The sequence below is a fragment of the Mycobacterium sp. Root265 genome, assembly GCF_001428895.1.
Lineage (GTDB): Bacteria > Actinomycetota > Actinomycetes > Mycobacteriales > Mycobacteriaceae > Mycobacterium.
Genome location: NZ_LMJA01000033.1, coordinates 195579 through 218428, shown reverse-complemented (window position 1 = coordinate 218428; position 22850 = coordinate 195579). Strand labels below are relative to the sequence as shown.

The following is a 22850-nucleotide window of genomic DNA, read 5'->3' as shown; positions in this document are numbered from 1 at the left end:
TTGCGACACGGGCGCGTGGTGCCAAAGTTTTTACCGCGTGCCCTGGGGGCCAAACCTGTAACGGCACCGCAGAGCCCACGCTGGCTTCTGCGGTGCCGTTCGGTAACAGGATCAGTGGGTCAGGCCCCGGCTCCCGAGGCCGCCGCGGCGGCGACACCGGTTGCGGCCTCGGCCGCACCCAGGCCGGCCTGTGCGGCGCCCGCAGCGGCCGGAGCGGCTGCTGCGGCGGGTGCCGCGGCAGGTGCCGCGCTCTTGACCGCCGACATGATGGCGGGCATCACCATGCCCTTGAGCAGATCGATCGCCTGGCCGGCGCCGAGCTGCTCGGCGGCACTGTTGATGGTGCCCAGCAGGCCACCGCCACCGGTGGAGGCCGGCATGGCCAGCGACGGGTCGGCACCCAGGATCGGGTACGTGCCCGCCATCGGATCCAGGCCGATGGGTGCGCCGATCGGGATCTCACCGGGGAAGCCGGTGCCCAGACCCGGATCCGTCAGGCCCGGGGTCAGGCCGGCCAGTCCCGGATCGGTCAGCGAACCGGGCGACAGCGAGGCCGGCGACAACGACGGTCCTGCCGCGCCCACCGGCGGGATGCTCAGGCCGGGAGTCGTCAGCTCCGGGGTGCTCAGCCCGGGCGTGGTCAGCCCCGAGGTGGAGAGCTCCGGCGTCGTGAGTCCCGGGGTGGTGAGACCGGGTGCGGTCAGGCCTGGGGTGGTGAGCCCGGGGCTCGTCAGGCCCGGCGTGGTGAGACCGGGTGAGGTCAACCCCGGCGAGGTGAGACCCGGTGAGGTCAGACCGGGCGAGGTCAGGCCGGGGGCGCCCAGTCCGGGAGAGACGAGCGTCGGGCTGGCGGCCGGCGATCCCGTCAGCAGACCGGTCGGCATCGGCGGCATGTTGACGCCGAACTGTGACAGGCCCTGTGACAGAGCGTTGATCAATTCGCCGGGTAGATCGGTGATCATGGCGGCGTGAACGAATTCGCGATGCTGAGGCTCGTTGGCCTCGGACATCTCGGAAACGGCGGCAATGGCGACTGGACTTGCGACGGCCAGGGCGGCGACTGCGCTCATGGCTGTCGAGAGCTTGCGTCGACGACGGTTCGGCACGGAAGTCTCCTCAATACATGGACTACGTGTTTTCAGGTGTGTTGCGATCGGATGGAAATCGTCGGTGACTGCAGTTCTCGTGCCCGGGTTACCGCCGTCCACCAACGTGATTGATGGTACTGCTGTGACTCGTGTGTCTAGAGTGACGATGCGCAATCGTGAGCTAATTGCGACCTGCCGTCGGCGGGCCATCTCACTCGTTTCGAGACCGGAGCCCCCGGTCGGATACCCTTGCTGCCGATGTCCGCTGAATCTCATCGCGCAGATCTGCTTGTCGTCGGCTCCGGATTCTTCGGCCTGACGATCGCCGAGCGCGTGGCCAATGAACTGGGCAAGCGAGTGCTCGTCGTCGAACGGCGCTCCCATATAGGAGGTAACGCCTACTCCGAGCCCGACCCGGAGACCGGAATCGAGGTGCACCGCTACGGCGCGCACCTGTTCCACACCTCCAACCAGCGGGTCTGGGACTACGTGCGGCGGTTCACCGACTTCACCGGCTACCAGCACCGGGTCTTCGCACTGCACAAGGGGCAGGCCTATCAGTTCCCGATGGGACTGGGCCTGGTGTCGCAGTTCTTCGGCCGGTACTTCAGCCCGGACGAGGCCAGGGCGCTGATCGCCGAACAGTCCGCCGAGATCGACACCGCGCAGGCGCGCAATCTCGAAGAGAAGGCCATCTCGCTGATCGGGCGCCCGCTCTACGAGGCGTTCGTCAAGCACTACACCGCCAAGCAGTGGCAGACCGACCCGACCGACCTGCCCGCGGCCGTCATCAGCCGGCTGCCGGTGCGGTACACCTTCGACAACCGGTACTTCAACGACACCTACGAGGGTCTGCCGGTCGACGGCTACACCACATGGCTGCAGAACATGGCCGACCACGAGAACATCGAGGTCCGCCTGGACACCGACTGGTTCGCGGTGCGCAACGAACTCCGGGCGGCCAACCCGGACGTGCCGGTGATCTACACCGGACCGCTGGACCGTTACTTCGACTATGTCGACGGGCGGCTCGGCTGGCGGACCCTGGACTTCGAGACCGAGGTCGTGGCGACCGGTGATTTCCAGGGCACCCCGGTGATGAACTACAACGACCCGGACGTGCCGTTCACCCGCATCCACGAGTTCCGGCACTTCCATCCGGAACGCGCCTACCCCACCGACAAGACGGTCATCATGCGGGAGTACTCCCGCTTCGCCGAGGCCGAGGATGAGCCGTACTACCCGATCAACACCGACGCCGACCGGGCGCTGCTGGCGGGATACCGGGACCGGGCCAAGGCCGAGACGGCGGCGGCCAAGGTGCTCTTCGGTGGCCGGCTGGGCACCTATCAGTACCTCGACATGCACATGGCCATCGCCAGTGCGCTGAACATGTACGACAACATCCTGGCGCCGCACCTGCGTGACGGTGCGGCCCTGACTGTTCAAGACGAAGGCAACTCATGAGCGACATCCCGTCCGGAGCACTCGACTCGACGGAGTCCAAAGCGGTGAGCCTGCTGTCGCGGGTCATCCTGCCGCGACCCGGCGAGCCGCTCGATGTGCGCAAGCTCTACATCGAGGAATCCGACACCAACGCGCGACGGGCCCACGCCCCGACCCGCACCACGCTGGAGATCGGCGCGGAATCCGAGGTGTCCTTCGCCACCTACTTCAACGCCTTCCCCGCCAGTTACTGGCGGCGCTGGTCGATCCTGGAGTCGGTGGTGCTGCGGGTCGAGCTCACCGGCAACGCCCGCGTGGACGTCTACCGGTCCAAGGCGACCGGTGCGCGGATCACCGTCGGCGGCACCGAGGCGGCGGGCACCGAGGACGGCGCTCCCGGCGTGGTGGAGTTCGAGGTCGACCTCGCCCCGTTCGAGGACGGCGGCTGGATCTGGTTCGACATCACCACCGACACCGCGGTGACGGTGCACAGCGCCGGCTGGTACGCGCAGCAGCCGGCACCGGGGCGCGCCGACGTGGCCGTCGGGATCCCGACCTTCAACCGGCCCGCCGACGCCGTCAACGCGCTCGCCGCGCTGACGTCGGATCCCCTGGTGGACGCGGTCGTCACCAAGGTGATCCTCTCCGATCAGGGCACCAGCAAGGCCAAGGACCATCCGGGCTTCGACGATGCCGCCGCAGCCCTCGGCGACCGGCTGACCATCCACAATCAGCCCAACCTCGGCGGCTCCGGCGGGTACAGCCGGGTGATGTACGAGGCGCTCAAACACACTGACTGTGAGCAGATCCTGTTCATGGACGACGACATCCGGGTCGAGCCGGATTCGATCCTGCGGGCGCTGTCGTTCAGCCGTTTCGCCAAGAAGCCGACCCTGGTCGGTGGTCAGATGCTCAACCTGCAGGAGCCCTCGCACCTGCACGTGATGGGCGAGATGGTCGACGCGGAGAACTTCATGTGGACCGGTGCGGTGAACACCGAATACGACCACAACTTCGCCAAGTACCCGCTCAACAGCGAAGATCACGAGCGCAGCCGGCTGCTGCACCGCCGCATCGACGTGGACTACAACGGCTGGTGGATGTGCATGATCCCGCGCCGGGTCGCCGAGGAACTGGGCCAGCCGCTGCCGCTGTTCATCAAGTGGGACGACTCGGAGTACGGGCTGCGTGCCGGCGAGCACGGCTACCCGACGGTGACGTTGCCCGGTGCGGCGATCTGGCACATGGCGTGGAGTGACAAGGACGACGCCATCGACTGGCAGGCCTACTTCCACCTGCGCAACCGGCTTGTCGTGGCCGCGCTGCACTGGGACGGAAAGATCAGCGGCCTGATCGCCAGCCATCTGAAGGCGACGCTCAAACACCTTCTGTGCCTGGAGTATTCGACCGTCGCCATCCAGAACAAGGCGATGGACGACTTCCTGGCCGGCCCCGACCACATCTTCTCCATCCTGGAGTCGGCGCTGCCCGAGGTGCGCAAGATGCGCTCCCAGTTCCCCGATGCGGTGGTGCTGGAGAGCGCGTCCGCGCTGCCCGCGCCGTCCGACAAGCGCTGGCGCAAGAAGGTCAATATCCCGACCAACCCGCTGGCGATCTCGGTCCGGCTGACTCGTGGTGTGCTGCATCAGCTTTCGGCGCACAACCCGGAGCACCACGTCCGGCCGCAGATCAACGTCGCGACCCAGGACGCCCGCTGGTTCTCGCTGTGCAAGGTCGACGGCGTCACCGTCACCACGGCGGACGGCCGCGGTGTGGTCTACCGACAGCGGGACCGCGCCAAGATGTTCGAACTCCTTCGTGAGTCGGTGACCCGCCAGATCCAGCTGGGTCGTAAGTTCAACAAGATGCGCAAGGTGTATCGCAAGGCGCTGCCGCAGCTGACCAGCACCGAGAGCTGGGAAGCCGTGCTGGAGCCGGCAGGCGTGGTGCCGCCGGCGCTGGAAAAGGCCTGACGTGGCGGACGATCTGGCGCCCGAAGAGACGGCGCTGGTGGTGGTGCAGGCCGCGCTGGCCGGTCGCCCGGGTGTGTTGACGACCGCGCGCACCCTCTCGCATTTCGGTGAGCACAGCGCAGGATGGATCGGCATCTCGCTGCTCGGGGCCATTGCGGCACCCCGTCAGCGCCGGCAGTGGCTGGCCGTGGGCGCCGGTGCCTTCATCGCCCACGCGGCCGCCGTGGTGATCAAGCGGGTCGTCAAACGGCAGCGCCCGCATCACCCGGCGATCGCGGTGAACGTGGGCATACCCAGCAAGCTGAGTTTCCCGTCGGCGCACGCGACGTCGACGACGGCCGCCGCGATCCTGCTGGCGCGGGTCACCGGAACGCGCCTGCCGCTGGTGCTGATCCCGGTGATGGCACTGTCGCGTCTGGTGCTCGGAGTGCACTATCCCACCGATGTGCTGACCGGAGTCGCGGTCGGCACGGTGGTCGCCCGGAGCGTCGCCGCGGTGAACGAGGCGGCCTTGAAGGAGACTGAGCTGTGAGCGAAGAACCCCTCCCGACCGCCGGCCCGCCGAAGAACCTGGCCACCGGCATCGTCAAGGCGCTGCGGCCGCGCCAGTGGGTGAAGAACGTCCTCGTCTTCGCCGCACCGGTGGCCGCTCTCGGGGACGACCGCTACGACTACGATCTCCGCGAGGTCCTGGTCAAGGTGGTCCTCACCTTCGTGATATTCAGCCTCGCGGCATCCTCGGTCTATCTGGTCAACGATGCGCGCGATGTCGAGGCCGACAGGGCGCATCCCACCAAACGGTTCCGTCCCATCGCCGCCGGTGTGGTGCCCGAATCGCTGGCCTACGTGCTGGCGGTGGCGCTGGGCGTCGCGTCGCTGGGCATCGCCTGGCTGGTGTCACCGAACCTGACCGCGGTCATCGGTGTCTACATCGCCATCCAGCTGGCCTACTGCTTCGGCCTCAAACACCAGCCGGTCATCGACATCTGCATCGTGTCCTCGGGCTTCCTGATCCGGGCCATCGCCGGCGGTGTCGCCGCCGGTGTGCCGTTGTCGCAATGGTTCCTGTTGATGATGGCGTTCGGCTCGTTGTTCATGGCGGCCGGAAAGCGGTACGCCGAGCTGCAGCTCGTCGAGCGCACCGGTGCCAAGATCCGCAAGTCCCTGGAGAGCTACACCAGTTCCTACCTGCGGTTCGTCTGGACGCTGTCGGCGACCGCGCTGGTGCTCTGTTACGGGCTGTGGGCGTTCGAGCGTGATGGCGCAGACGGTTCGTGGTTCGCCATCTCGATGATCCCGTTCACCATCGCGATCCTGCGCTACGCGGTCGACGTCGATGGCGGATACGCCGGCGAACCCGAGGAGATCGTGCTGGGGGACCGCGTGCTGCAGCTGCTCGGGGTGGCATGGATCGGAACCGTCTGTGCGGCTGCAATCCTCAGTTGATCGCCTGGGCGCCGCGGTCGCGGCGCGGGTGAGCGGCTGGCCGGCCTACCGCTACAGCATGTCGGTCCGGATCAGCCTGTGGCTGTCGGTCGTGGTGATCGCCGGGCTGTTCGGCTGGGGCGCCTGGCAGCGCCGCTGGATGGCCGATGACGGCCTGATCGTGCTGCGTACCGTGCGGAACCTGTTGGCAGGCAACGGCCCGGTGTTCAACGCCGGGGAACGTGTGGAATCCAACACCTCCACGCTGTGGACCTACCTGATCACCGGGGCGAGCTGGGTCGCCGGACCGTTGCGCCTGGAGTACGTGACGCTGGCCCTGACGCTCGGGCTGAGCCTGGCCGGTGTGGTGTTCGTCATGCTCGGTGCCGCGCGGCTGTACGCACCGGGCCTGCAGGGCCGCCGCGCCCTGCTGCTCCCGGCCGGCGCACTGATCTACATCGCCATCCCGCCGGCCCGCGACTTCGCGTCCTCGGGGCTGGAAAACGGTTTGGTGCTGGCCTATGTCGGCCTGCTGTGGTGGTTGATGGTGTGCTGGTCGCAGGCGCCCTACACCGAGCGCGCCGGCACCGCCCGGTATCTGAGCGCGGCGCTGGCCTTCGTGGCGGGGCTGAGCGTGCTGGTCCGCCCCGAGTTGGCACTGGTCGGCGGCCTGGCGCTGGTGATGATGGTGCTCGCCGCGCAGAGCTGGCGACGGAGGCTGCTGATCGTGGCGGCCGGCGGCGCGCTTCCGGTGGCCTATCAGATCTTCCGGATGGGCTATTACGGACTGCTGGTGCCCCAGACCGCCATCGCCAAGGACGCCTCGGGTGCCAAGTGGTCCCAGGGGCTGACCTACCTGAGCAATTTCAACGCGCCCTATCTGCTGTGGATCCCGGCGGTGGTGCTGGTGATGCTGGCGGTACTGCTGTCGGCGTCGCGAAGCCGGCAGTGGTGGATCCGCCCGAATGCTCCGGGGCGCAAGCGAACCTGGACTCGCGTGGTTCAAAGTCCCACCGCCGCTGTAATTTTCATCGTGCTCAGCGGCGCGATCCAGGCGGTGTACTGGGTCCGCCAGGGTGGCGACTTCATGCACGGCCGGGTCCTGCTCACCGCACTGTTCCTGATGCTGGCTCCGGTGGCGGTCGTGCCGATCGGCATCCCCGACGCCGCGAAGTTCGGCAGGCGCACCGGGTACCTGCTCGCGGGCGCCACGAGCCTGCTGTGGCTCTCGGTCGCGGGATGGTCGCTGTGGGCGGCGAATTCGCCGGGGATGGGAGCCGACGCCACCCGGGTCACCTATACCGGCATCGTCGATGAGCGGCGCTTCTACGCGCAGGCCACCGGCCATGCGCATCCGTTGACGGCGGCCGACTACCTGGACTATCCGCGGATGCGCGCCGTCCTCGTCGCCTTACGCAACACCCCGGACGGCGCGCTGCTGCTGCCGTCGGGCAACTATGACGTCTGGGATGTGGTCCCGGCCATCCCGCCGCCGCCGGACAAGCCCCGCCCCTCGGGCGAATCCGGTCCCCACACAGTCTTTTTCACCAATATGGGCATGCTCGGCATGAACGTCGGCCTCGATGTCCGGGTCATCGACCAGATCGGGCTGACCAATCCGCTGGCCGCGCACACCGCGCGCCTGGAGGACGCCCGCATCGGCCACGACAAGAACCTGTTCCCGGACTGGGCAGTGGCCGAGGGGCCGTTCCTCAAGGAGCGTCCGTACATCCCGCCGTATCTGGACGAGGACTGGATCATCCAGGCCGAGGCCGCCCTGAAATGCCCTGACACCGAGGCGAAGCTGAACGCGGTCCGCGCCCCGTTGGGTCCGCGCCGGTTCGTCTCCAACTTCGTGCACGCGCTCGATTTCGGCCAGTACCGGATCGACCGCGTTCCCATCTATGAGCTGCGCAGATGTGGTCTGGCGATCCCGCCGAAGAAGATCCCCGAGTACACCGGGTTGCCTGCCACCGGGCCGTGAGCAAGGTCACTGCGATTTTGCAGCAGCGGTAACGGCGCGGTTATGTTGTGGCGATACACAAGCGTGGCCACAGATGCCCGCCGCGGAACTCCGCGTGGCAAAGCGCTACATCGCGTTGCCTATGAGATGGATGGATAGACAACACATGCGTAGAAAACCTGGTGTGCGGGCTCGTCGGCTGCTGCAGACGATATTGGTGGCCGCCGCGGCCGCAGCAACCATCGTCGTGACCCCGGCCCCCACCGCGGGCGCCTTCTCCCGCGAGGGCCTCCCGGTCGAATACCTCGACGTGTTCTCCACGGCGATGAACCGCAATATCCGCGTGCAGTTCCAGCCCGGAGGCCAGAAGGCCGTCTACCTACTCGACGGCCTGCGGGCGCAGGACGACTACAACGGCTGGGATATCAACACCGCTGCCTTCGAATGGTTCTACGATTCCGGTGTTTCGGTGGTCATGCCGGTCGGCGGGCAGTCCAGCTTCTACAGCGACTGGTACTCACCCTCGAGCTTCAACAACCAGGCTTACACCTACAAGTGGGAAACCTTCCTCAGCAACGAATTACCGCAGTGGCTGGCCGCCAACAAACAGGTCTCACCCACCGGCAACGGTGCGGTCGGACTGTCGATGGCCGGTGGGGCCGCCCTGATCCTGGCCGCCTACCATCCGGCCCAGTTCGCCTATGCCGCAGCGCTGTCGGGATTCCTGAACCCGTCGACACCGTTCATGAAACAGGCCATCCGGGTCGCCATGCTCGACGCCGGTGGCTACAACGTGGACAACATGTGGGGACCGCCGTGGGACCCGGCCTGGAAGCGCAACGACCCCGTCGAGCAGGTCGGCAAGCTGGTGGCAGCTGGCACTCGGCTGTGGATCTACTGTGCGCCAGGGGGTTCCACGCCGCTGGACCTCAACGCCGATCCCGGTCAGAAGTTCAACGCCGACAGCCTGGAGGGCCTGGCAATCGGTAGTAACAAGAAGTTCCAGGAGCGCTACACCGCTGCTGGTGGACGCAACGCAACCTTCAATTTTCCGGCCGCCGGCAACCATTCCTGGGCGTACTGGGGAGCCCAATTACAAGCCCTGAAGCCAGATCTGATCGCCACACTCAATCGCTGAGAACCGCATTCGCCGGCGAGAGAAGTCGTGCCGGGTTGTGGTTGACTACACGGGCAGTACGGCCAGTCGTGGTCAAAGACGATGGGATTGAATGCGGATGAGTTTCGTTCAGAAGTTGCGCGGCGCCTCGCGCCGAGTGGCGGTCGCGACCGCAGCGGTCGCGGTGCTGCCCGGCCTGGTGAGTGCCGTCGGCGGCTCGGCGACGGCAGGGGCCTTCTCCCGGCCCGGTCTGCCGGTCGAGTACCTGGACGTTCCGTCGGCGGGGATGGGCCGCGACATCCGGATCCAGTTCCAGAGCGGCGGCGAGGGCTCGCCCGCGCTGTACCTGCTCGACGGCCTGCGGGCCCAGGACGACTTCAACGGCTGGGACATCAACACCGCCGCCTTCGAGTGGTACCACGACTCGGGCCTGTCGGTGATGATGCCCGTCGGCGGTCAGTCCAGCTTCTACTCGGACTGGTACAAGCCGGCCAAGGGCAAGAGCGGCACCTACACCTACAAGTGGGAGACCTTCCTCACCCAGGAGCTGCCGGCCTGGCTGCAGGCCAACCGGGGCGTCAAGCCCACCGGCAGCGCCGCGGTCGGTCTGTCGATGGCCGGCTCGGCCGCCTTCACGCTGGCCATCCACCACCCGCAGCAGTTCCCGTACGCCGCGTCGCTGTCGGGCTTCCTGAACCTGTCCGAGGGCTGGTGGCCGATGCTGGTCGGGCTGTCGATGGGTGACGCGGGCGGTTTCAAGTCCGAGGACATGTGGGGCCCGTCCAGCGATCCGGCCTGGAAGCGCAACGACCCCTACGTCAACATGAGCACGCTGATCTCCAACAACACCCGCATCTGGGTCTACTGCGGTGACGGCACCCCTTCGGACCTGGACGCGGGCGCCAGCGCCGGCAACCTGTTCAACGCGAAGTTCCTGGAGAGCTTCACGCTGCGCACCAACAAGACCTTCCGCGACACCTACATCGCGAACGGCGGAACCAACGGCGTGTTCAACTTCCCGGAGAACGGCACCCACAGCTGGGGTTACTGGGGCTCGCAGTTGCAGGCCATGAAGCCCGATATGCAGCGCGTGCTGGGCGCGACGCCGGCCGTCACGCAGTAGCGGCACCACAACGACCGAAGACTGACGGCGGTGATCCCTCGGGGTCACCGCCGTCAGTCGTTTCCAGCGTATCCCCGCGCGGTGATGTGATTCACTACAACCCGTTGGTGGGATACGGCGCCGGGTCAATCGGGCCAGACAAGAGGTGGGACATGAGGCTGCACGCAATGGTGTGCGCGGTGTTGCTGGCGATGGGGCTGTGGACGGTGTCGGCTGCGGTCGACACCCCGGCGAAGGCCGACGGCGTCGAATACCTGATGGTCCCCTCGGCGGCGATGGGACGCGATATCCCGGTCGCTTTCCAGGCCGGCGGCCCGCACGCGGTCTACCTGCTCGACGCCTTCAACGGCGCCCCCGACGTCAGCAACTGGGTGACCGCGGGCAACGCGATGAATACCCTGGCCGGCTCCGGTGTCTCGGTGGCGGCCCCGGCCGGTGGGGCATGGAGCCTCTACACCAACTGGGAGCAGGACGGCAGCAAGCAGTGGGAGACCTTCCTGGCAACCGAGTTGCCGAACTGGCTGGCGGCGAACAAGGGTCTCTCTCCCAGTGGGCACGGAGTCGTCGGCGCGTCCCAGGGCGGCACCGGCGCCCTGATGCTGGCCACCTTCCACCCGGACCGGTTCCGCTACGCGGGTTCGCTGTCGGGCTTCCTCACGCCGTCGCGTACCTACGAGAACGGCGCGATCACCGCGGGGATGGCGCAGTTCGGTGGGGTCGACACCCACAACATGTGGGGGCCGGTGCAGTTCGGCCGCTGGAAGTGGCATGACCCCGATGTGCACGCGCAGTTGTTGGTGGACAACAACACCCGGCTGTGGATCTTCAGCCCGCAGACCACCACCTGCAGTGATGTCCCCGCGATGATCAACGACTGCGCCCAGGCCCAGGGCAGCAACCGCACCTTCTACTCGCATTACCGCTCCATCGGCGGCCGCAACGGACACTTCGACTTTCCGACGGGTGGTCAGCACGACTGGGGTAGCTGGTCGGCCCAGCTCGGCGCGCTGCGCGGCGACCTGGCCGCGGCCATCGCCTGACCCGGGCATCGACTGCACCACGGTGCGATAACGGTCACAGTCAGGTTCGCGGTCGGGTGCCGGGCAGCCGGTACCGTGGAATCGTGCAGCACAACCGACGGTGGACCGCGACCCTGGCAAAGCGGCCGGTGGTATCCCCGTCGATCGTGATGCTGACCCCGGTGATGCTGGCTTCGGTCGCCGTGCTGACGAGTGGCTGTTCGCTGGGCGACACCACGCTGACCACCATCGGTCAGCCCGCCGCCCAATCCACCGATGCGCGTGCGCAAGGGCTGCAGAGCGCGATCCGCGACGACGGGCACGCCGAGGATCATTTCGCGGCAACCCCGCATCAGCAGGCCTATCTGCAGGCGCTCGCCGACGCCGGGGTGCGGCCCGCCGACGAGCTGATGGCACTGAGCATCGGCGCCTACGTCTGCCAGGCCCGCGCGGCGAAACAGTCCGAGCAGGCGGTGTGGGATTTCGTGCTGCCGCTGGTCCGCGATGATGTCGATGATGTCGATGATGCGCACGCCACCTCGGTCGCCCCCGAGGTCGGTGAGGTCAACTCGGCGACCGCTGACTACATTCGCATCGCAACCGAACGGCTCTGCTAGCCCGACGGCCTATCCGCAGGGCTCACAGGACGGACCATCAAGGACTCATGGCGACCAAGAACAGCAGACGTAAACGGCACCGCATTCTCGCGCTGGCCGCGGCCGTGGCGGTCGCGGTATTGGTGGCGGTGGTCGTCGCCGGCGTCGTGGTCTTCATGCGCCAGCCCGACACCCCGCCGATCGCCACCCAGCCCGGCGCACCGACCGATGTGCCGTCGGCCGTGCCGTCCACGGGCAAGCCGCGACCGGAGTTCCAGGACGCCAGCTGCCCGGACGTGCAGCTGGTCTCGATCCCGGGCACCTGGGAGTCCTCGCCGCAACTCGATCCGTACAACCCGGTGCAGTTCCCGATCGCGCTGCTGCTCAACGTGACCAATCCGCTGCGCGCCGAGTTCGGCACCGACCGGATGGAGATCTACACGGTTCCCTACACGGCGCAGTTCCACAATCCGTTCTCCGCCGACGGCCAGATGTCCTACAACGACAGCCGCACCGAGGGTTTCAACGCGACGGTGCGCGCGATGACCGATATGAACAACCGGTGCCCGCTGACAAGCTATGTGCTGGTGGGTTTCTCGCAGGGCGCGGTGATCGCCGGTGACATCGCCAGCGATATCGGCAACGGCCGCGGACCGGTGGATCAGGATCTGGTGCTCGGCGCCATGTTGATCGCCGACGGCCGCAGGCAGGACGGCGTCGGCCAGAACCTGAGCCCCAACCCGCCCGGGCAGGGTGCCGAAATCACCCTGCACGAGCTGCCGATGCTCTCCGCGCTGGGACTGTCGATGACAGGTCCTCGCGACGGCGGATTCGGCGCGCTCGATGACCGCACCTATCAGATCTGCGGTTCCGGCGATCTGATCTGCGCGGCCCCCGAGTCGGCATTTTCGGTCGGGAACCTGCCCGCCACCCTGGAAACCCTGCTGGGCAGCACCAAAGGTCCGGTGCATGCGCTGTACAACACCCCGCAGTTCTGGACGCTCGACGGCAAGGCGGCACCGCAGTGGACCCTGGACTGGGCCCGCGGGCTGATCGAGAACGCGCCGCATCCCAAGCACGAGTAGAGCTTGTTCGTCCTCCCGTCGCTGCGCTCGCCCTGGCCCGTCCTCCCGTCGCTGCGCTCGCCCTGGCTCGTCCCGGGAAAAGCGACTCGCCGGTAACCAGATTTGGCCTGCGGGAATCGGTCACCTAACATTAAGAGAAAACTAAGAGTAGTGAGTGGTCGGTCAGTGGTTCGTCCATCGGCCAGAATCCGCCGCCCCGGTACGATTCCGGAGGCTCGCGCCGACCGTGCGATGAGTGTGCTGTGACAGGAGTATTTGATGCCGTTCCATAACCCGTTCATCAAGAACGGTCAGATCAAGTTCCCCGACAGCGCCAGCATCGTTTCCCACGTCGAGCGCTGGGCGAAGGTCCGCGGCGACAAGCTCGCCTATCGTTTCCTGGACTACTCCACCGAGCGTGACGGTGTCGAGTGCGATATGACCTGGGCCCAGTTCAGCGCACGCAACCGCGCCGTCGCGGCGCGCCTGCAGCAGGTCACCGAGGTCGGCGACCGCGTCGCCATCCTCTGTCCGCAGAACCTGGACTACCTGGTCGCCATGTACGGCGCCATCTACGCCGGCCGCATCGCGGTGCCGCTGTTCGACCCGTCCGAGCCGGGCCACGTCGGTCGTCTGCACGCCGTGCTGGACAACTGCCAGCCCTCTGCCATCCTGACCACCACCGCAGCCGCCGAGGGCGTGCGCAAGTTCTTCCGCAGCCGTCCGGCCAACCAGCGCCCGCGCGTCATCGCCGTGGACGCCGTCCCCGCCGAGGTCGCCAGCACCTGGGAACCGCTCGATGTCACCATCGACACGGTCGCCTACCTGCAGTACACCTCGGGCTCGACGCGCATCCCGACCGGTGTGCAGATCACCCACCTCAATCTGGCCACCAACATCGTCCAGATCATCGAGGCGCTGGAAGCCGAGGAGGGCGACCGCGGCCTGTCCTGGCTGCCCTTCTTCCATGACATGGGTCTGATCACCGCGCTGTTGTCGCCGATGATCGGACACAACTTCACCTTCATGACGCCGGCCGCGTTCGTGCGCCGGCCCAGCCGCTGGATCCGGGAGATGGCCCGCAAGCCCGATGACACCGGCGGTGTCATCTCGGTGGCCCCGAACTTCGCCTTCGATCACGCCGCGGCGCGCGGTCTGCCCAAGGACGGCGAGCCGCCACTGGACCTGTCCAATGTCAAGGCCGTCCTCAACGGCAGCGAGCCCATCTCGGCGGCCACGGTGCGCCGCTTCAACGAGGCATTCGGGCCCTACGGGTTCCAGCCCAAGGCGATCAAGCCGTCCTATGGACTGGCCGAGGCGACACTGTTCGTGTCGACGACCCCGGCATCGGAAGAGCCCAAGATCATCTACGTCGACCGGGACGCGCTGAACACCGGCCGCATCGTCGAGGTGGACGCCGACTCGGAGTCCGCCGTCGCGCAGGCCTCCGCCGGCAAGGTCGGCGTCTCGGAATGGGCCGTGATCGTGGACGCCGAAGCCGCCACCGAACTGCCCGACGGTCAGATCGGTGAGATCTGGATCAGCGGCCAGAACATGGGCACCGGCTACTGGGGCAAGGACCAGGAGAGCCGCGAGACCTTCCACAACATCCTCAAGTCGCGGATCAGCGAGTCGCATGCCGAGGGCGCGGCCGATGACGCGACCTGGGTGCGCACCGGTGACTACGGCGCGTTCCACGACGGCGACCTCTACATCACCGGCCGCGTCAAGGACCTGGTGATCATCGACGGCCGCAACCATTACCCGCAGGACCTGGAGTACTCCGCGCAGGAATCCTCCAAGGCGCTGCGCACCGGGTTCGTCGCGGCCTTCTCGGTCCCGGCCAACCAGCTGCCCAAGGAAGTATTCGACGACTCGCACGCCGGGCTGAAGTTCGATGCCGAGGACACCTCCGAGCAGCTGGTGATCGTCGCCGAGCGGGCGGCCGGTTCGCACAAGCTGGAGCTGGCCCCGATCATCGACGACATCCGGGCCGCCATCGCGGTGCGCCACGGTGTCACCGTCCGCGACGTGCTGCTCACCTCGGCGGGCGCCATCCCGCGTACCTCCAGCGGCAAGATCGGCCGTCGCGCCTGCCGTGCCGGCTACCTGGACGGCAGCCTGCGCAGCGGCAAGATCGCCAACGACTTCCCCGATGAGACCGACTGAGACCGACTGAGTTTCCGGCCGCGTTACCAAGGCCGCACGGCGGCGAAAGTGAACAGTGGAAATGACTGAAGCACAAGATAATTCACCAGCCGTACGGGGCGACATCACCGTCAACGAGATGCGCGAATGGCTGCGCAACTGGATCGCCAACGCGACCGGCCAGTCGGCCGACACCATCAACGAGTCGGCGCCGGTGGTCGAGCTGGGGCTGTCCTCGCGGGACGCGGTGGCCATGGCCAGCGATATCGAGGATCTGACCGGCGTCACCCTGACCGCCACCGTGGTGTTCCGCAACCCGACCATCGAGTCGCTGGCCACCGTCATCGTCGAGGGCGAGCCCGAACCCGTGCTCGACGCCGACGAGGACTGGACCCGCGCGCCCGGCGTCGACGACATCGCGATCGTCGGTCTGGCCACCCGGTTCCCCGGCGATATGAACAGCGCCGACGAGATGTGGGCCGCCCTGCTCGAGGGCCGCGACGCCAGCTCGGATCTGCCCGAGGGTCGCTGGTCGGAATTCCTGGGCGAGCCCCGCATCGCCGAGCGGGTCGCCAAGGCGCACACCCGCGGCGGCTACCTCTCCGATATCAAGGGTTTCGACTCCGAGTTCTTCGCACTGTCGAAGATGGAGGCCGACAACCTCGACCCGCAGCAGCGGATGGCGCTGGAGCTGACCTGGGAAGCCCTCGAGCACGCCCGCATCCCGGCCTCCAGCCTGCGTGGCGGCGATGTCGGTGTGTACGTGGGCAGTTCGAACAACGACTACATGTTCCTGGCGGTGGCGGATCCCACCACCGCGCACCCGTACGCCATCACCGGCACCACCAGCTCCATCATCGCCAACCGGGTGTCCTACTTCTACGACTTCCGCGGACCGTCCGAATCCATCGACACCGCCTGCTCCAGCTCGCTGGTTGCCACCCACCAGGGTGTGCGTGCGCTGCGCTCCGGTGAGATCGACGTGGCGATCGTCGGCGGCGTGAACGCCATGGTGACCCCGATCGTCACCATCGGCTTCGACGAGGTCGGTGGCGTGCTCGCCCCGGACGGCCGGTGCAAGTCGTTCTCCTCGGATGCCAACGGCTACGCCCGGTCCGAGGGCGGCGGCATGCTGGTGCTCAAGCGGGTCGCCGACGCCCGGCGCGACGGTGACGAGATCATCGCCGTCATCGCCGGCAGCGCGGTCAACCACGACGGGCGCTCCAACGGCATGCTGGCGCCGAACCCGGACGCCCAGGCCGCGGTGCTGCGCAAGGCCTACAAGGACGCCGGGATCAACCCGCGCGATGTCGACTACGTCGAGGCGCACGGCACCGGCACCATCCTGGGTGACCCGATCGAGGCCGACGCGCTCGGCCGGGTGATCGGCCTGGGCCGCGCCGATGACAAGCCTGCGCTGCTGGGCGCGGTGAAATCCAATGTGGGACACCTGGAATCAGCGGCCGGCGCGGCCAGCCTTGCAAAGATGGCGCTGTCGCTGCAGCACGACAAGCTGCCGCCGTCGATCAACTACGCCGGGCCCAACCCGTACATCGATTTCGACAAGGAACATCTGAAGGTCAACGACACCGTCAGCGACTGGCCTCGCTACAGCGGGCACGCCATCGCCGGTGTCTCGGGCTTCGGTTTCGGCGGGGCCAACGCCCACCTGGTGCTGCGTGAGGTGCTGGCCGCCGACCTGGTCGAGCCGGAACCCGAAGCTCCTGTCGCCGAAGAGAAGCCGGCGCAGGAAGCGGTGTCCGTCGGCGGCGTGCGGATGGACGAGTACGGCGAGTTCGTCACCGACGAGCCCGAGTACCCCAGCTACGACGAGGGCAGCTACGAACTGCCCGGGCTGACCGACGAGGCCAAGCGACTGCTCGAGGTGGCCCGCGAGGAGCTCGAGTCCCAGGAGCAACCGGCACCGGTGGTGCCGCTGTTCCTGTCCGGGTTCCTGACCTCCCGCAAGCGCACCGCCGCCGCAGAACTCGCGGACTGGATCGACAGCGAGGCCGGGCGCGCCTCGTCACTGGAGTCCATCGGCCGGTCGCTGTCGCGGCGCAACCACGGCCGTTCCCGCGCCGTGGTGCTGGCCCACGACCACGATGAGGCCGTCAAGGGCCTGCGTGCGCTCGCCGACGGCAAGCCCAGCCCGCTGGTGCTGGCCGCCGACGGTCCGGTCACCAACGGACCCGTGTGGGTGCTCGCCGGTTTCGGTGCCCAGCACCGCAAGATGGGCAAGAGCCTGTACCTGCGCAACGAGATCTTCGCCGAGTGGATCAACAAGGTCGACGCCCACGTGCAGGACGAGCGCGGCTATTCCGTCGTCGAACTCATCCTGGACGACTCCCAGGACTACGGCATCGAGACCACTCAGACCGTCATCTTCGCCATCCAGGTCGCCCTCGGTGAGGTGCTCAAGGCGCACGGCGCCAAACCCGGTGCGCTGGTGGGACAGTCGCTCGGCGAGGCCGCCGCCGCGTACTTCTCCGGCGGTCTGTCGCTGGAGGACGCCACCCGCACCATCTGCTCGCGCGCCCACCTGATGGGTGAGGGCGAGGCGATGCTGTTCGGCGAGTACATCCGGCTGATGGCCCTGGTCGAGTACTCGACCGACGAGATCAAGACGGTGTTCTCCGACTTCCCGGATCTGGAGGTGTGCGTCTACGCCGCACCGACCCAGACCGTCATCGGCGGTCCGCCCGAGCAGGTCGACGCGATCATCGCCCGCGCCGAGTCCGAGGGCAAGTTCGCCCGCAAGTTCCAGACCAAGGGCGCCAGCCACACCCAGCAGATGGATCCGCTGCTCGGTGAACTCGCCGCCGAGATCCAGGGCATCGACGCACGCCCGACGAAGGTCCCGTACTACTCGACGGTGCACGAGGGTCAGCTGATTCGCGTCGGCGCGGACCCCATCCACGATGTGGACTACTGGAAGAAGGGGCTGCGGCACAGCGTCTACTTCACCCACGGCATCCGCAACGCCGTGGACAACGGGCACACCACCTTCCTGGAGCTGGCGCCGAACCCGGTGGCGCTCATGCAGGTCGGGCTGACCACCGCGTCGGCAGGTCTGCACGACGCCCAGCTGATCGCCACCCTGGCCCGCAAGCAGGACGAGGTCGACTCGATGACGGTGGCGATGGCCACCCTGTTCGTGCACGGCCACGATCTGGACCCGCGCTCGCTGTTCCCGCGGCGGTCCCGCGGCCTGGCCGGCGCCCTGGACTACGCCGATATCCCGCTCACCCGCTTCCGCCGCAAGCAGCACTGGCTGGACGCCCGGTTCACCGGCGACAGCTCGGTCCTCATGCCCGGCACCCACGTGGCCACCCCGGATGGTCGCCACGTCTGGGAGTACGCACCAGACGGTGCGGCCGACCTGTCGGCGTTGGTGAAAGCCGCTGCCGTGCAGGTGCTTCCCGATGCCCAGCTGACCGCGTTCGAGCAGCGTGCGGTCCCGGCCGACAATGCCCGCCTGGTCACCACGCTCACCCGGCACCCCGGTGGGGCGACGGTGCAGGTGCACGCCCGCATCGACGAATCCTTCACGCTCGTCTACGACGCCATCGTCAGCCGCGGCGGCCAGCAGGCCGTGCTGCCGATCGCCGTCGGCGCGGGCACCGTCGCCGAGATCGCCGCCGCACCAGCCGTTGTCGAGGAGTCCGCCCCGGCGTTCGAGGCCGATAACCTCACCGCCGGTGCCAACATCGGGGCGAACTTCGCCAAATGGTCCCCGGACACCGGCGAGACGGTCGCCGATCGGCTGGGAACCATCGTCGGCAGCGCCATGGGCTATGAGCCCGAGGACCTGCCCTGGGAGGTGCCGCTGATCGAACTCGGCCTGGATTCCCTGATGGCCGTGCGTATCAAGAACCGCGTCGAGTACGACTTCGACCTGCCACCGATCCAGTTGACCGCGGTGCGCGATGCCAACCTGTACGCGGTGGAGAAGCTGATCCAGTACGCCATCGAGCACCGCGACGAGGTCGGCGAACTGGCCGAGGCGCAGAAGGGGCAGAGCGCCGAGGAGATCGCCGCCGCGCAGGCTGAGCTCATGGGCGGGGCGACCACGGTCGCCGAGTTGGAGGCCAAGCTGGCCGAGGCAGGGCATCCGATCGCAGCGGAGCAGACCGACGACACCGTCGAATCGCTGGCCGAGGTGGGTATCGAGATCCCGCCGCCACCAACGGATCCGAGCGGACCGGCGCAGGGTGCTCCCGCGAAGCCGAGCGCGACCGCGGCTGCGGCCGCGGCGAAGGTGCTCACCCAGGAGGCGGTCACCGAGGCGCTGGGCGCCGACGTCCCCCCACGTGACGCAGCCGAGCGCGTCACCTTCGCCACCTGGGCGATCGTGACCGGCAAGTCGCCCGGCGGCATCTTCAACGAGCTGCCCACGATCGATGCGGCGGCCGCCACCAAGCTGGCCGAGAGGCTGTCCGAACGTGCCGAGGGCACCATCACCGTCGAGAACGTGACCTCGGCCAGGACCATCGAGGAACTGGCCACCCACGTCCGCAACCAGCTCGAAGACGGCGTGGTCGACGGATTCGTGCGCACCCTGCGTGCGGCCCCCGAGGGCTCGAACGCCTTGCCGCTGTTCGTGTTCCACCCGGCCGGCGGGTCCACCGTGGTCTACGAGCCGCTCATCAACCGGTTGCCCGCAGAGGTCCCGGTGTACGGCATCGAACGGGTCGAGGGATCCATCGAGGAGCGGGCCGCCGAGTACGTGCCCAAGCTGCTGGAACTGCACGACGGCCCGTTCGTGCTGGCCGGCTGGTCCCTGGGCGGTGCGCTGGCCTACGCCTGCGCCATCGGGCTCAAGCGGGCCGGTGCCGATGTGCGGTTCGTCGGGCTCATCGACCTCGCGCTGCCCGGTGAGCCGATCGACCAGTCCAAGGAGGGCATGCGGGCCCGCTGGGACCGGTACGCGCTGTTCGCCCAACGCACCTTCAACGTGGAGATCCCCGAGATCCCCTATGAGGACCTGGAGAAGCTCGACGACGAGGGCCAGGTGAAGTACGTCCTGGACCTGGTGTCGCAGAGCGGTGTGCAGATCCCGGGCGGCATCATCGAGCACCAGCGCACCTCGTATCTGGACAACCGCGCACTGTCCACCATCGAGATCCAGCCCTACGACGGGCCTGTCACGCTGTATCTGGCCGACCGGTACCACGATGACGCCATCGTCTTCGAGCCGGCGTACGCCACCCGCAAGCCCGACGGCGGCTGGGGCGACTACGTTTCCGAGCTGGAAGTGGTGCCGATCGGTGGTGAGCACATCCAGGCCATCGACGAGCCCTATATCGCGAAGGTCGGAGCTCACATGAGCGAGGCCATCAACCGCATCGAAGCTGAGAAGGACTCCAAGTGACGGAAACCCCGGTGCAGCCCAAGTTGCACACCACCGCCGAGAAGCTCGCCGAGCTCCGCGAGAAGCTGGAACTGGCAAAGGATCCCGGCGACGAGAAGGCCAAGGCCCGGCGCGACAAGAAGGGCATCCCCAGCGCCCGCGCCCGCATCCATGAGCTGCTGGACCCGGGCAGCTTCCTGGAGATCGGCGCACTGGCCAAGACCCCCGGCGATCCGAACGCGTTCTTCGGTGACGGTGTGGTGACCGGTCACGGCACCATCGACGGCCGCCCCGTCGGCGTGTTCAGCCACGACCAGACCGTGTTCCAGGGTTCGGTCGGCGAGATGTTCGGCCGCAAGGTCGCCAAGCTCATGGAATGGGTGGCCATGGTCGGCTGCCCGATCATCGGCATCAACGACTCGGCGGGCGCCCGCATCCAGGACACCGCCACCTCGCTGGCCTGGTACGCCGAACTCGGCCGCCGCCACGAGATGCTGCGCGGCCTGGTCCCGGAGATCTCGCTGATCTTCGGCAAGTGCGCCGGTGGCGCGGTGTACTCGCCCATCCAGACCGATCTCGTTGTCGCGGTGCGCGATCAGGGCTACATGTTCATCACCGGCCCGGATGTCATCAAGGACGTCACCGGTGAGGACGTCACCTTCGACGAACTCGGTGGCGCCGACGTGCAGGCGCAGCGCGGCAACATCCACAAGGTCGTCGAGTCGGAGTCGGCCGCCTACCAGTACGTGCGGGACTACCTGAGTTTCCTGCCGTCCAACCACTTCGACGATGTGCCCATCGTCAACCCGGGCCTGGAGCCCGAGATCACCCCGTCCGATCTGGAACTCGACACGATCGTGCCGGACTCGGACAACCAGGCCTACGACATGCACGAGATCCTGCTCCGGATCTTCGATGACGGCGACCTGTTCGAGATCGCCGAACAGCGCAGCCCGTCGATGATCACCGCGTTCGCCCGCGTCGACGGCCGCCCCGTCGGGGTGATCGCCAACCAGCCGATGCACATGTCCGGCGCGGTGGGCAACGAGGCGTCCGACAAGGCGGCCGGGTTCATCCGGTTCTGCGATTCGTTCAACCTGCCGCTGGTTTTCGTCGTCGACACCCCCGGCGCCATGCCGGGTCTCGAGGAGGAGAAGGGCGGCATCATCAAGCGCGGCGGCCGGTTCTTCAACGCGATCGTCGAGGCCGATGTGCCCAAGGTGACCATCGTCGTGCGCAAGGCCTACGGCGGCGGGTACGCGGTGATGGGTTCCAAGCAGCTGTCGGCGGACCTGAACTATGCCTGGCCCACCGCGCGCATCGCCGTGATCGGCGCCGAGGGTGCCGCGCAGCTGCTGGTGAAGCGCTTCCCCGATCCGACCTCACCCGAGGTGCAGAAGATCCGGGCCGATTTCATCGAGGGCTACAACGCCAACCTGGCGACCCCGTGGATCGCCGCCGAACGCGGCTACATCGACGGCGTCATCGAACCGCACCAGACCCGGCTGCTGATCCGTAAGTCGCTGCGGCTGCTGCGCGACAAGCAGCCCGTCAGCAAGGTGCTGCGCAAGCACGGCCTGACGCCGCTGTAGCTGTCCGCCCCGGCGGTGATCCCTGCAGAAGCCGCCGCGGGTATCGAGCAGTACGCGGTGGCGGGTCGCTGTGGCCTACTACGATTCAACGATGCCGGACCCCGTACACCCTGCGGTGACCGTCGCGCTGGGCGCGGTGGCCACCGCGTATGAGGGTGCCGCGGTGGTCTACCGGGGTGCCGAGGGCCTGCCGGTGGTCGGCCCGTGGCTGCGGCGCAGCCGGCTGGATCTACAGGCCCGCGGCGAACGGGTGCTGGCCGCCGGTATCGAGGTGATCCTCGACGAGCTCGACCTGAACACCTTGGCGCGGCAACGGCTCGACCTCATCGGGCTGGCCAACGAGGTGGTGGACGGGATCGATTTGCCCGCGATCATCAGGCAGTCCACCGATTCGGTGACCGCCGAGGTGATGTCCGATGTGCGGACCCAGAGCGAGCGGGCCGATGATCTGGTGTCCGGCTTCGTCGACCGCCTGCTGGGCAGGGAGCCGCGGTGAGACCGGTGCCTGTCGACTCGCTCGGCAAGCCTCGCTCGGCAGGGATAGTGAGCCGCGGCGTGGCCGCCGTCATCGATCTGCTGTTCGTCGGTGTCGTGCTGGGCGCGCTCTATGTCGGCCTCATCCTGGCGCGGTTGATGTTCAACCCGTCCTCCTTCAGCTTCCCGACGGTCAGCGCGGTGTTCTCCACGGCGGTGATGTTCGGCGTCGCGGTGTTCTATCTGGCCGCGTGCTGGACGGTCTCGGGTTGCACCGTCGGCGCCGTCACCATGGGGCTGCGGGTGACCGGCCGCCGCGGTGGACGGGTGTCGCCGTTGATCGCGCTGATCCGTGCGGTGGCCTGCGTGCTGTTCCCGGTGGGTCTGCTGTGGGTCGTCATCGACGTGCGGCGCCGTTCGATCCAGGACGTGGTGCTGGGCAGCCGGGTGGTCTACGTCAAGGTCTAGA

At 67.5% G+C, this 22850-nt stretch carries 16 protein-coding genes; 15 read left to right on the top strand and 1 reads right to left on the bottom strand.

Annotated elements, in window-relative coordinates; translation table 11 throughout:
* Positions 1-119: 119 nt before the first annotated feature.
* Positions 120-1106: a hypothetical protein gene (locus ASE48_RS31690; protein ID WP_057171163.1), complete on the bottom strand. Its 987-nt coding sequence runs from the start codon at positions 1104-1106 to the stop codon at positions 120-122.
* 240 nt (positions 1107-1346) lie between these two features.
* Between ASE48_RS31690 and glf the strand changes: the two genes are divergently transcribed.
* The 15 genes from glf to ASE48_RS31615 all read left to right on the top strand — a co-directional run bounded on the left by glf (position 1347) and on the right by ASE48_RS31615 (position 22849).
* Positions 1347-2555, top strand: coding sequence for a UDP-galactopyranose mutase (gene glf / locus ASE48_RS31685; protein ID WP_057171162.1), 1209 nt, complete (start codon positions 1347-1349; stop codon positions 2553-2555).
* On the top strand, positions 2552-4507 hold the full coding sequence (locus tag ASE48_RS31680; RefSeq protein ID WP_057171161.1) for a glycosyltransferase: 1956 nt from the start codon (positions 2552-2554) through the stop codon (positions 4505-4507). Before glf ends, ASE48_RS31680 begins: the two co-directional genes overlap by 4 nt.
* Before the next feature lies 1 nt (position 4508).
* Positions 4509-5039: a phosphatase PAP2 family protein gene (locus ASE48_RS31675; RefSeq protein ID WP_057171160.1), complete on the top strand. Its 531-nt coding sequence runs from the start codon at positions 4509-4511 to the stop codon at positions 5037-5039.
* A complete protein-coding gene (locus tag ASE48_RS31670) occupies positions 5036-5953 on the top strand; it encodes a decaprenyl-phosphate phosphoribosyltransferase (RefSeq protein WP_057171159.1) in 918 nt (305 codons plus the stop codon). The genes ASE48_RS31675 and ASE48_RS31670 overlap by 4 nt, the downstream gene beginning before the upstream one ends.
* 58 nt (positions 5954-6011) lie before the next feature.
* Positions 6012-7916, top strand: coding sequence for a flagellar motor control protein ZomB (zomB, locus tag ASE48_RS31665; protein WP_156409479.1), 1905 nt, complete (start codon positions 6012-6014; stop codon positions 7914-7916).
* Between the two features lie 121 nt (positions 7917-8037).
* Positions 8038-9033 carry an alpha/beta hydrolase gene (locus ASE48_RS31660; RefSeq protein ID WP_082614566.1) on the top strand — a complete coding sequence of 332 codons (996 nt, stop codon included), beginning with the start codon at positions 8038-8040 and terminating at the stop codon, positions 9031-9033.
* A 97-nt stretch (positions 9034-9130) separates the two neighbouring features.
* Positions 9131-10135 carry an esterase family protein gene (locus tag ASE48_RS31655; protein ID WP_057171158.1) on the top strand — a complete coding sequence of 335 codons (1005 nt, stop codon included), beginning with the start codon at positions 9131-9133 and terminating at the stop codon, positions 10133-10135.
* A gap of 152 nt (positions 10136-10287) precedes the next feature.
* Positions 10288-11175, top strand: a complete 888-nt coding sequence (locus tag ASE48_RS31650; protein ID WP_057171157.1) for an esterase family protein — start codon at positions 10288-10290, stop codon at positions 11173-11175.
* Between the two features lie 83 nt (positions 11176-11258).
* Entirely contained in the window at positions 11259-11771 is a 513-nt protein-coding gene (locus tag ASE48_RS31645; RefSeq protein ID WP_327049673.1) for a DUF732 domain-containing protein, read from the top strand.
* A gap of 47 nt (positions 11772-11818) precedes the next feature.
* Positions 11819-12835 (top strand): carboxylesterase Culp6, encoded by a 1017-nt coding sequence (gene culp6, locus ASE48_RS31640; RefSeq protein ID WP_057171156.1) that lies wholly within the window; start codon positions 11819-11821, stop codon positions 12833-12835.
* Between the two features lie 258 nt (positions 12836-13093).
* Positions 13094-14983 carry a long-chain-fatty-acid--AMP ligase FadD32 gene (fadD32, locus tag ASE48_RS31635; protein ID WP_057171155.1) on the top strand — a complete coding sequence of 630 codons (1890 nt, stop codon included), beginning with the start codon at positions 13094-13096 and terminating at the stop codon, positions 14981-14983.
* Between the two features lie 61 nt (positions 14984-15044).
* A complete protein-coding gene (pks13, locus tag ASE48_RS31630; protein WP_057171154.1) occupies positions 15045-20336 on the top strand; it encodes a polyketide synthase Pks13 in 5292 nt (1763 codons plus the stop codon).
* Positions 20333-21907, top strand: a complete 1575-nt coding sequence (locus tag ASE48_RS31625) for an acyl-CoA carboxylase subunit beta (RefSeq protein ID WP_057171153.1) — start codon at positions 20333-20335, stop codon at positions 21905-21907. The genes pks13 and ASE48_RS31625 overlap by 4 nt, the downstream gene beginning before the upstream one ends.
* A gap of 91 nt (positions 21908-21998) precedes the next feature.
* Positions 21999-22403 (top strand): hypothetical protein, encoded by a 405-nt coding sequence (locus ASE48_RS31620; protein WP_057171232.1) that lies wholly within the window; start codon positions 21999-22001, stop codon positions 22401-22403.
* Positions 22400-22849, top strand: coding sequence for an RDD family protein (locus ASE48_RS31615; RefSeq protein ID WP_235571780.1), 450 nt, complete (start codon positions 22400-22402; stop codon positions 22847-22849). The genes ASE48_RS31620 and ASE48_RS31615 overlap by 4 nt, the downstream gene beginning before the upstream one ends.
* Position 22850 lies beyond the last annotated feature (1 nt).

Coding starts and splice junctions, on each gene's coding strand:
- glf (WP_057171162.1), top strand. CDS start 1,347: ATGTCCGCTGAATCTCATCGCGCAGATCTGCTTGTCGTCGGCTCCGGA.
- ASE48_RS31680 (WP_057171161.1), top strand. CDS start 2,552: ATGAGCGACATCCCGTCCGGAGCACTCGACTCGACGGAGTCCAAAGCG.
- zomB (WP_156409479.1), top strand. CDS start 6,012: ATGTCGGTCCGGATCAGCCTGTGGCTGTCGGTCGTGGTGATCGCCGGG.
- ASE48_RS31660 (WP_082614566.1), top strand. CDS start 8,038: ATGAGATGGATGGATAGACAACACATGCGTAGAAAACCTGGTGTGCGG.
- ASE48_RS31655 (WP_057171158.1), top strand. CDS start 9,131: ATGAGTTTCGTTCAGAAGTTGCGCGGCGCCTCGCGCCGAGTGGCGGTC.
- ASE48_RS31650 (WP_057171157.1), top strand. CDS start 10,288: ATGAGGCTGCACGCAATGGTGTGCGCGGTGTTGCTGGCGATGGGGCTG.
- culp6 (WP_057171156.1), top strand. CDS start 11,819: ATGGCGACCAAGAACAGCAGACGTAAACGGCACCGCATTCTCGCGCTG.
- fadD32 (WP_057171155.1), top strand. CDS start 13,094: ATGCCGTTCCATAACCCGTTCATCAAGAACGGTCAGATCAAGTTCCCC.
- pks13 (WP_057171154.1), top strand. CDS start 15,045: ATGACTGAAGCACAAGATAATTCACCAGCCGTACGGGGCGACATCACC.
- ASE48_RS31620 (WP_057171232.1), top strand. CDS start 21,999: ATGCCGGACCCCGTACACCCTGCGGTGACCGTCGCGCTGGGCGCGGTG.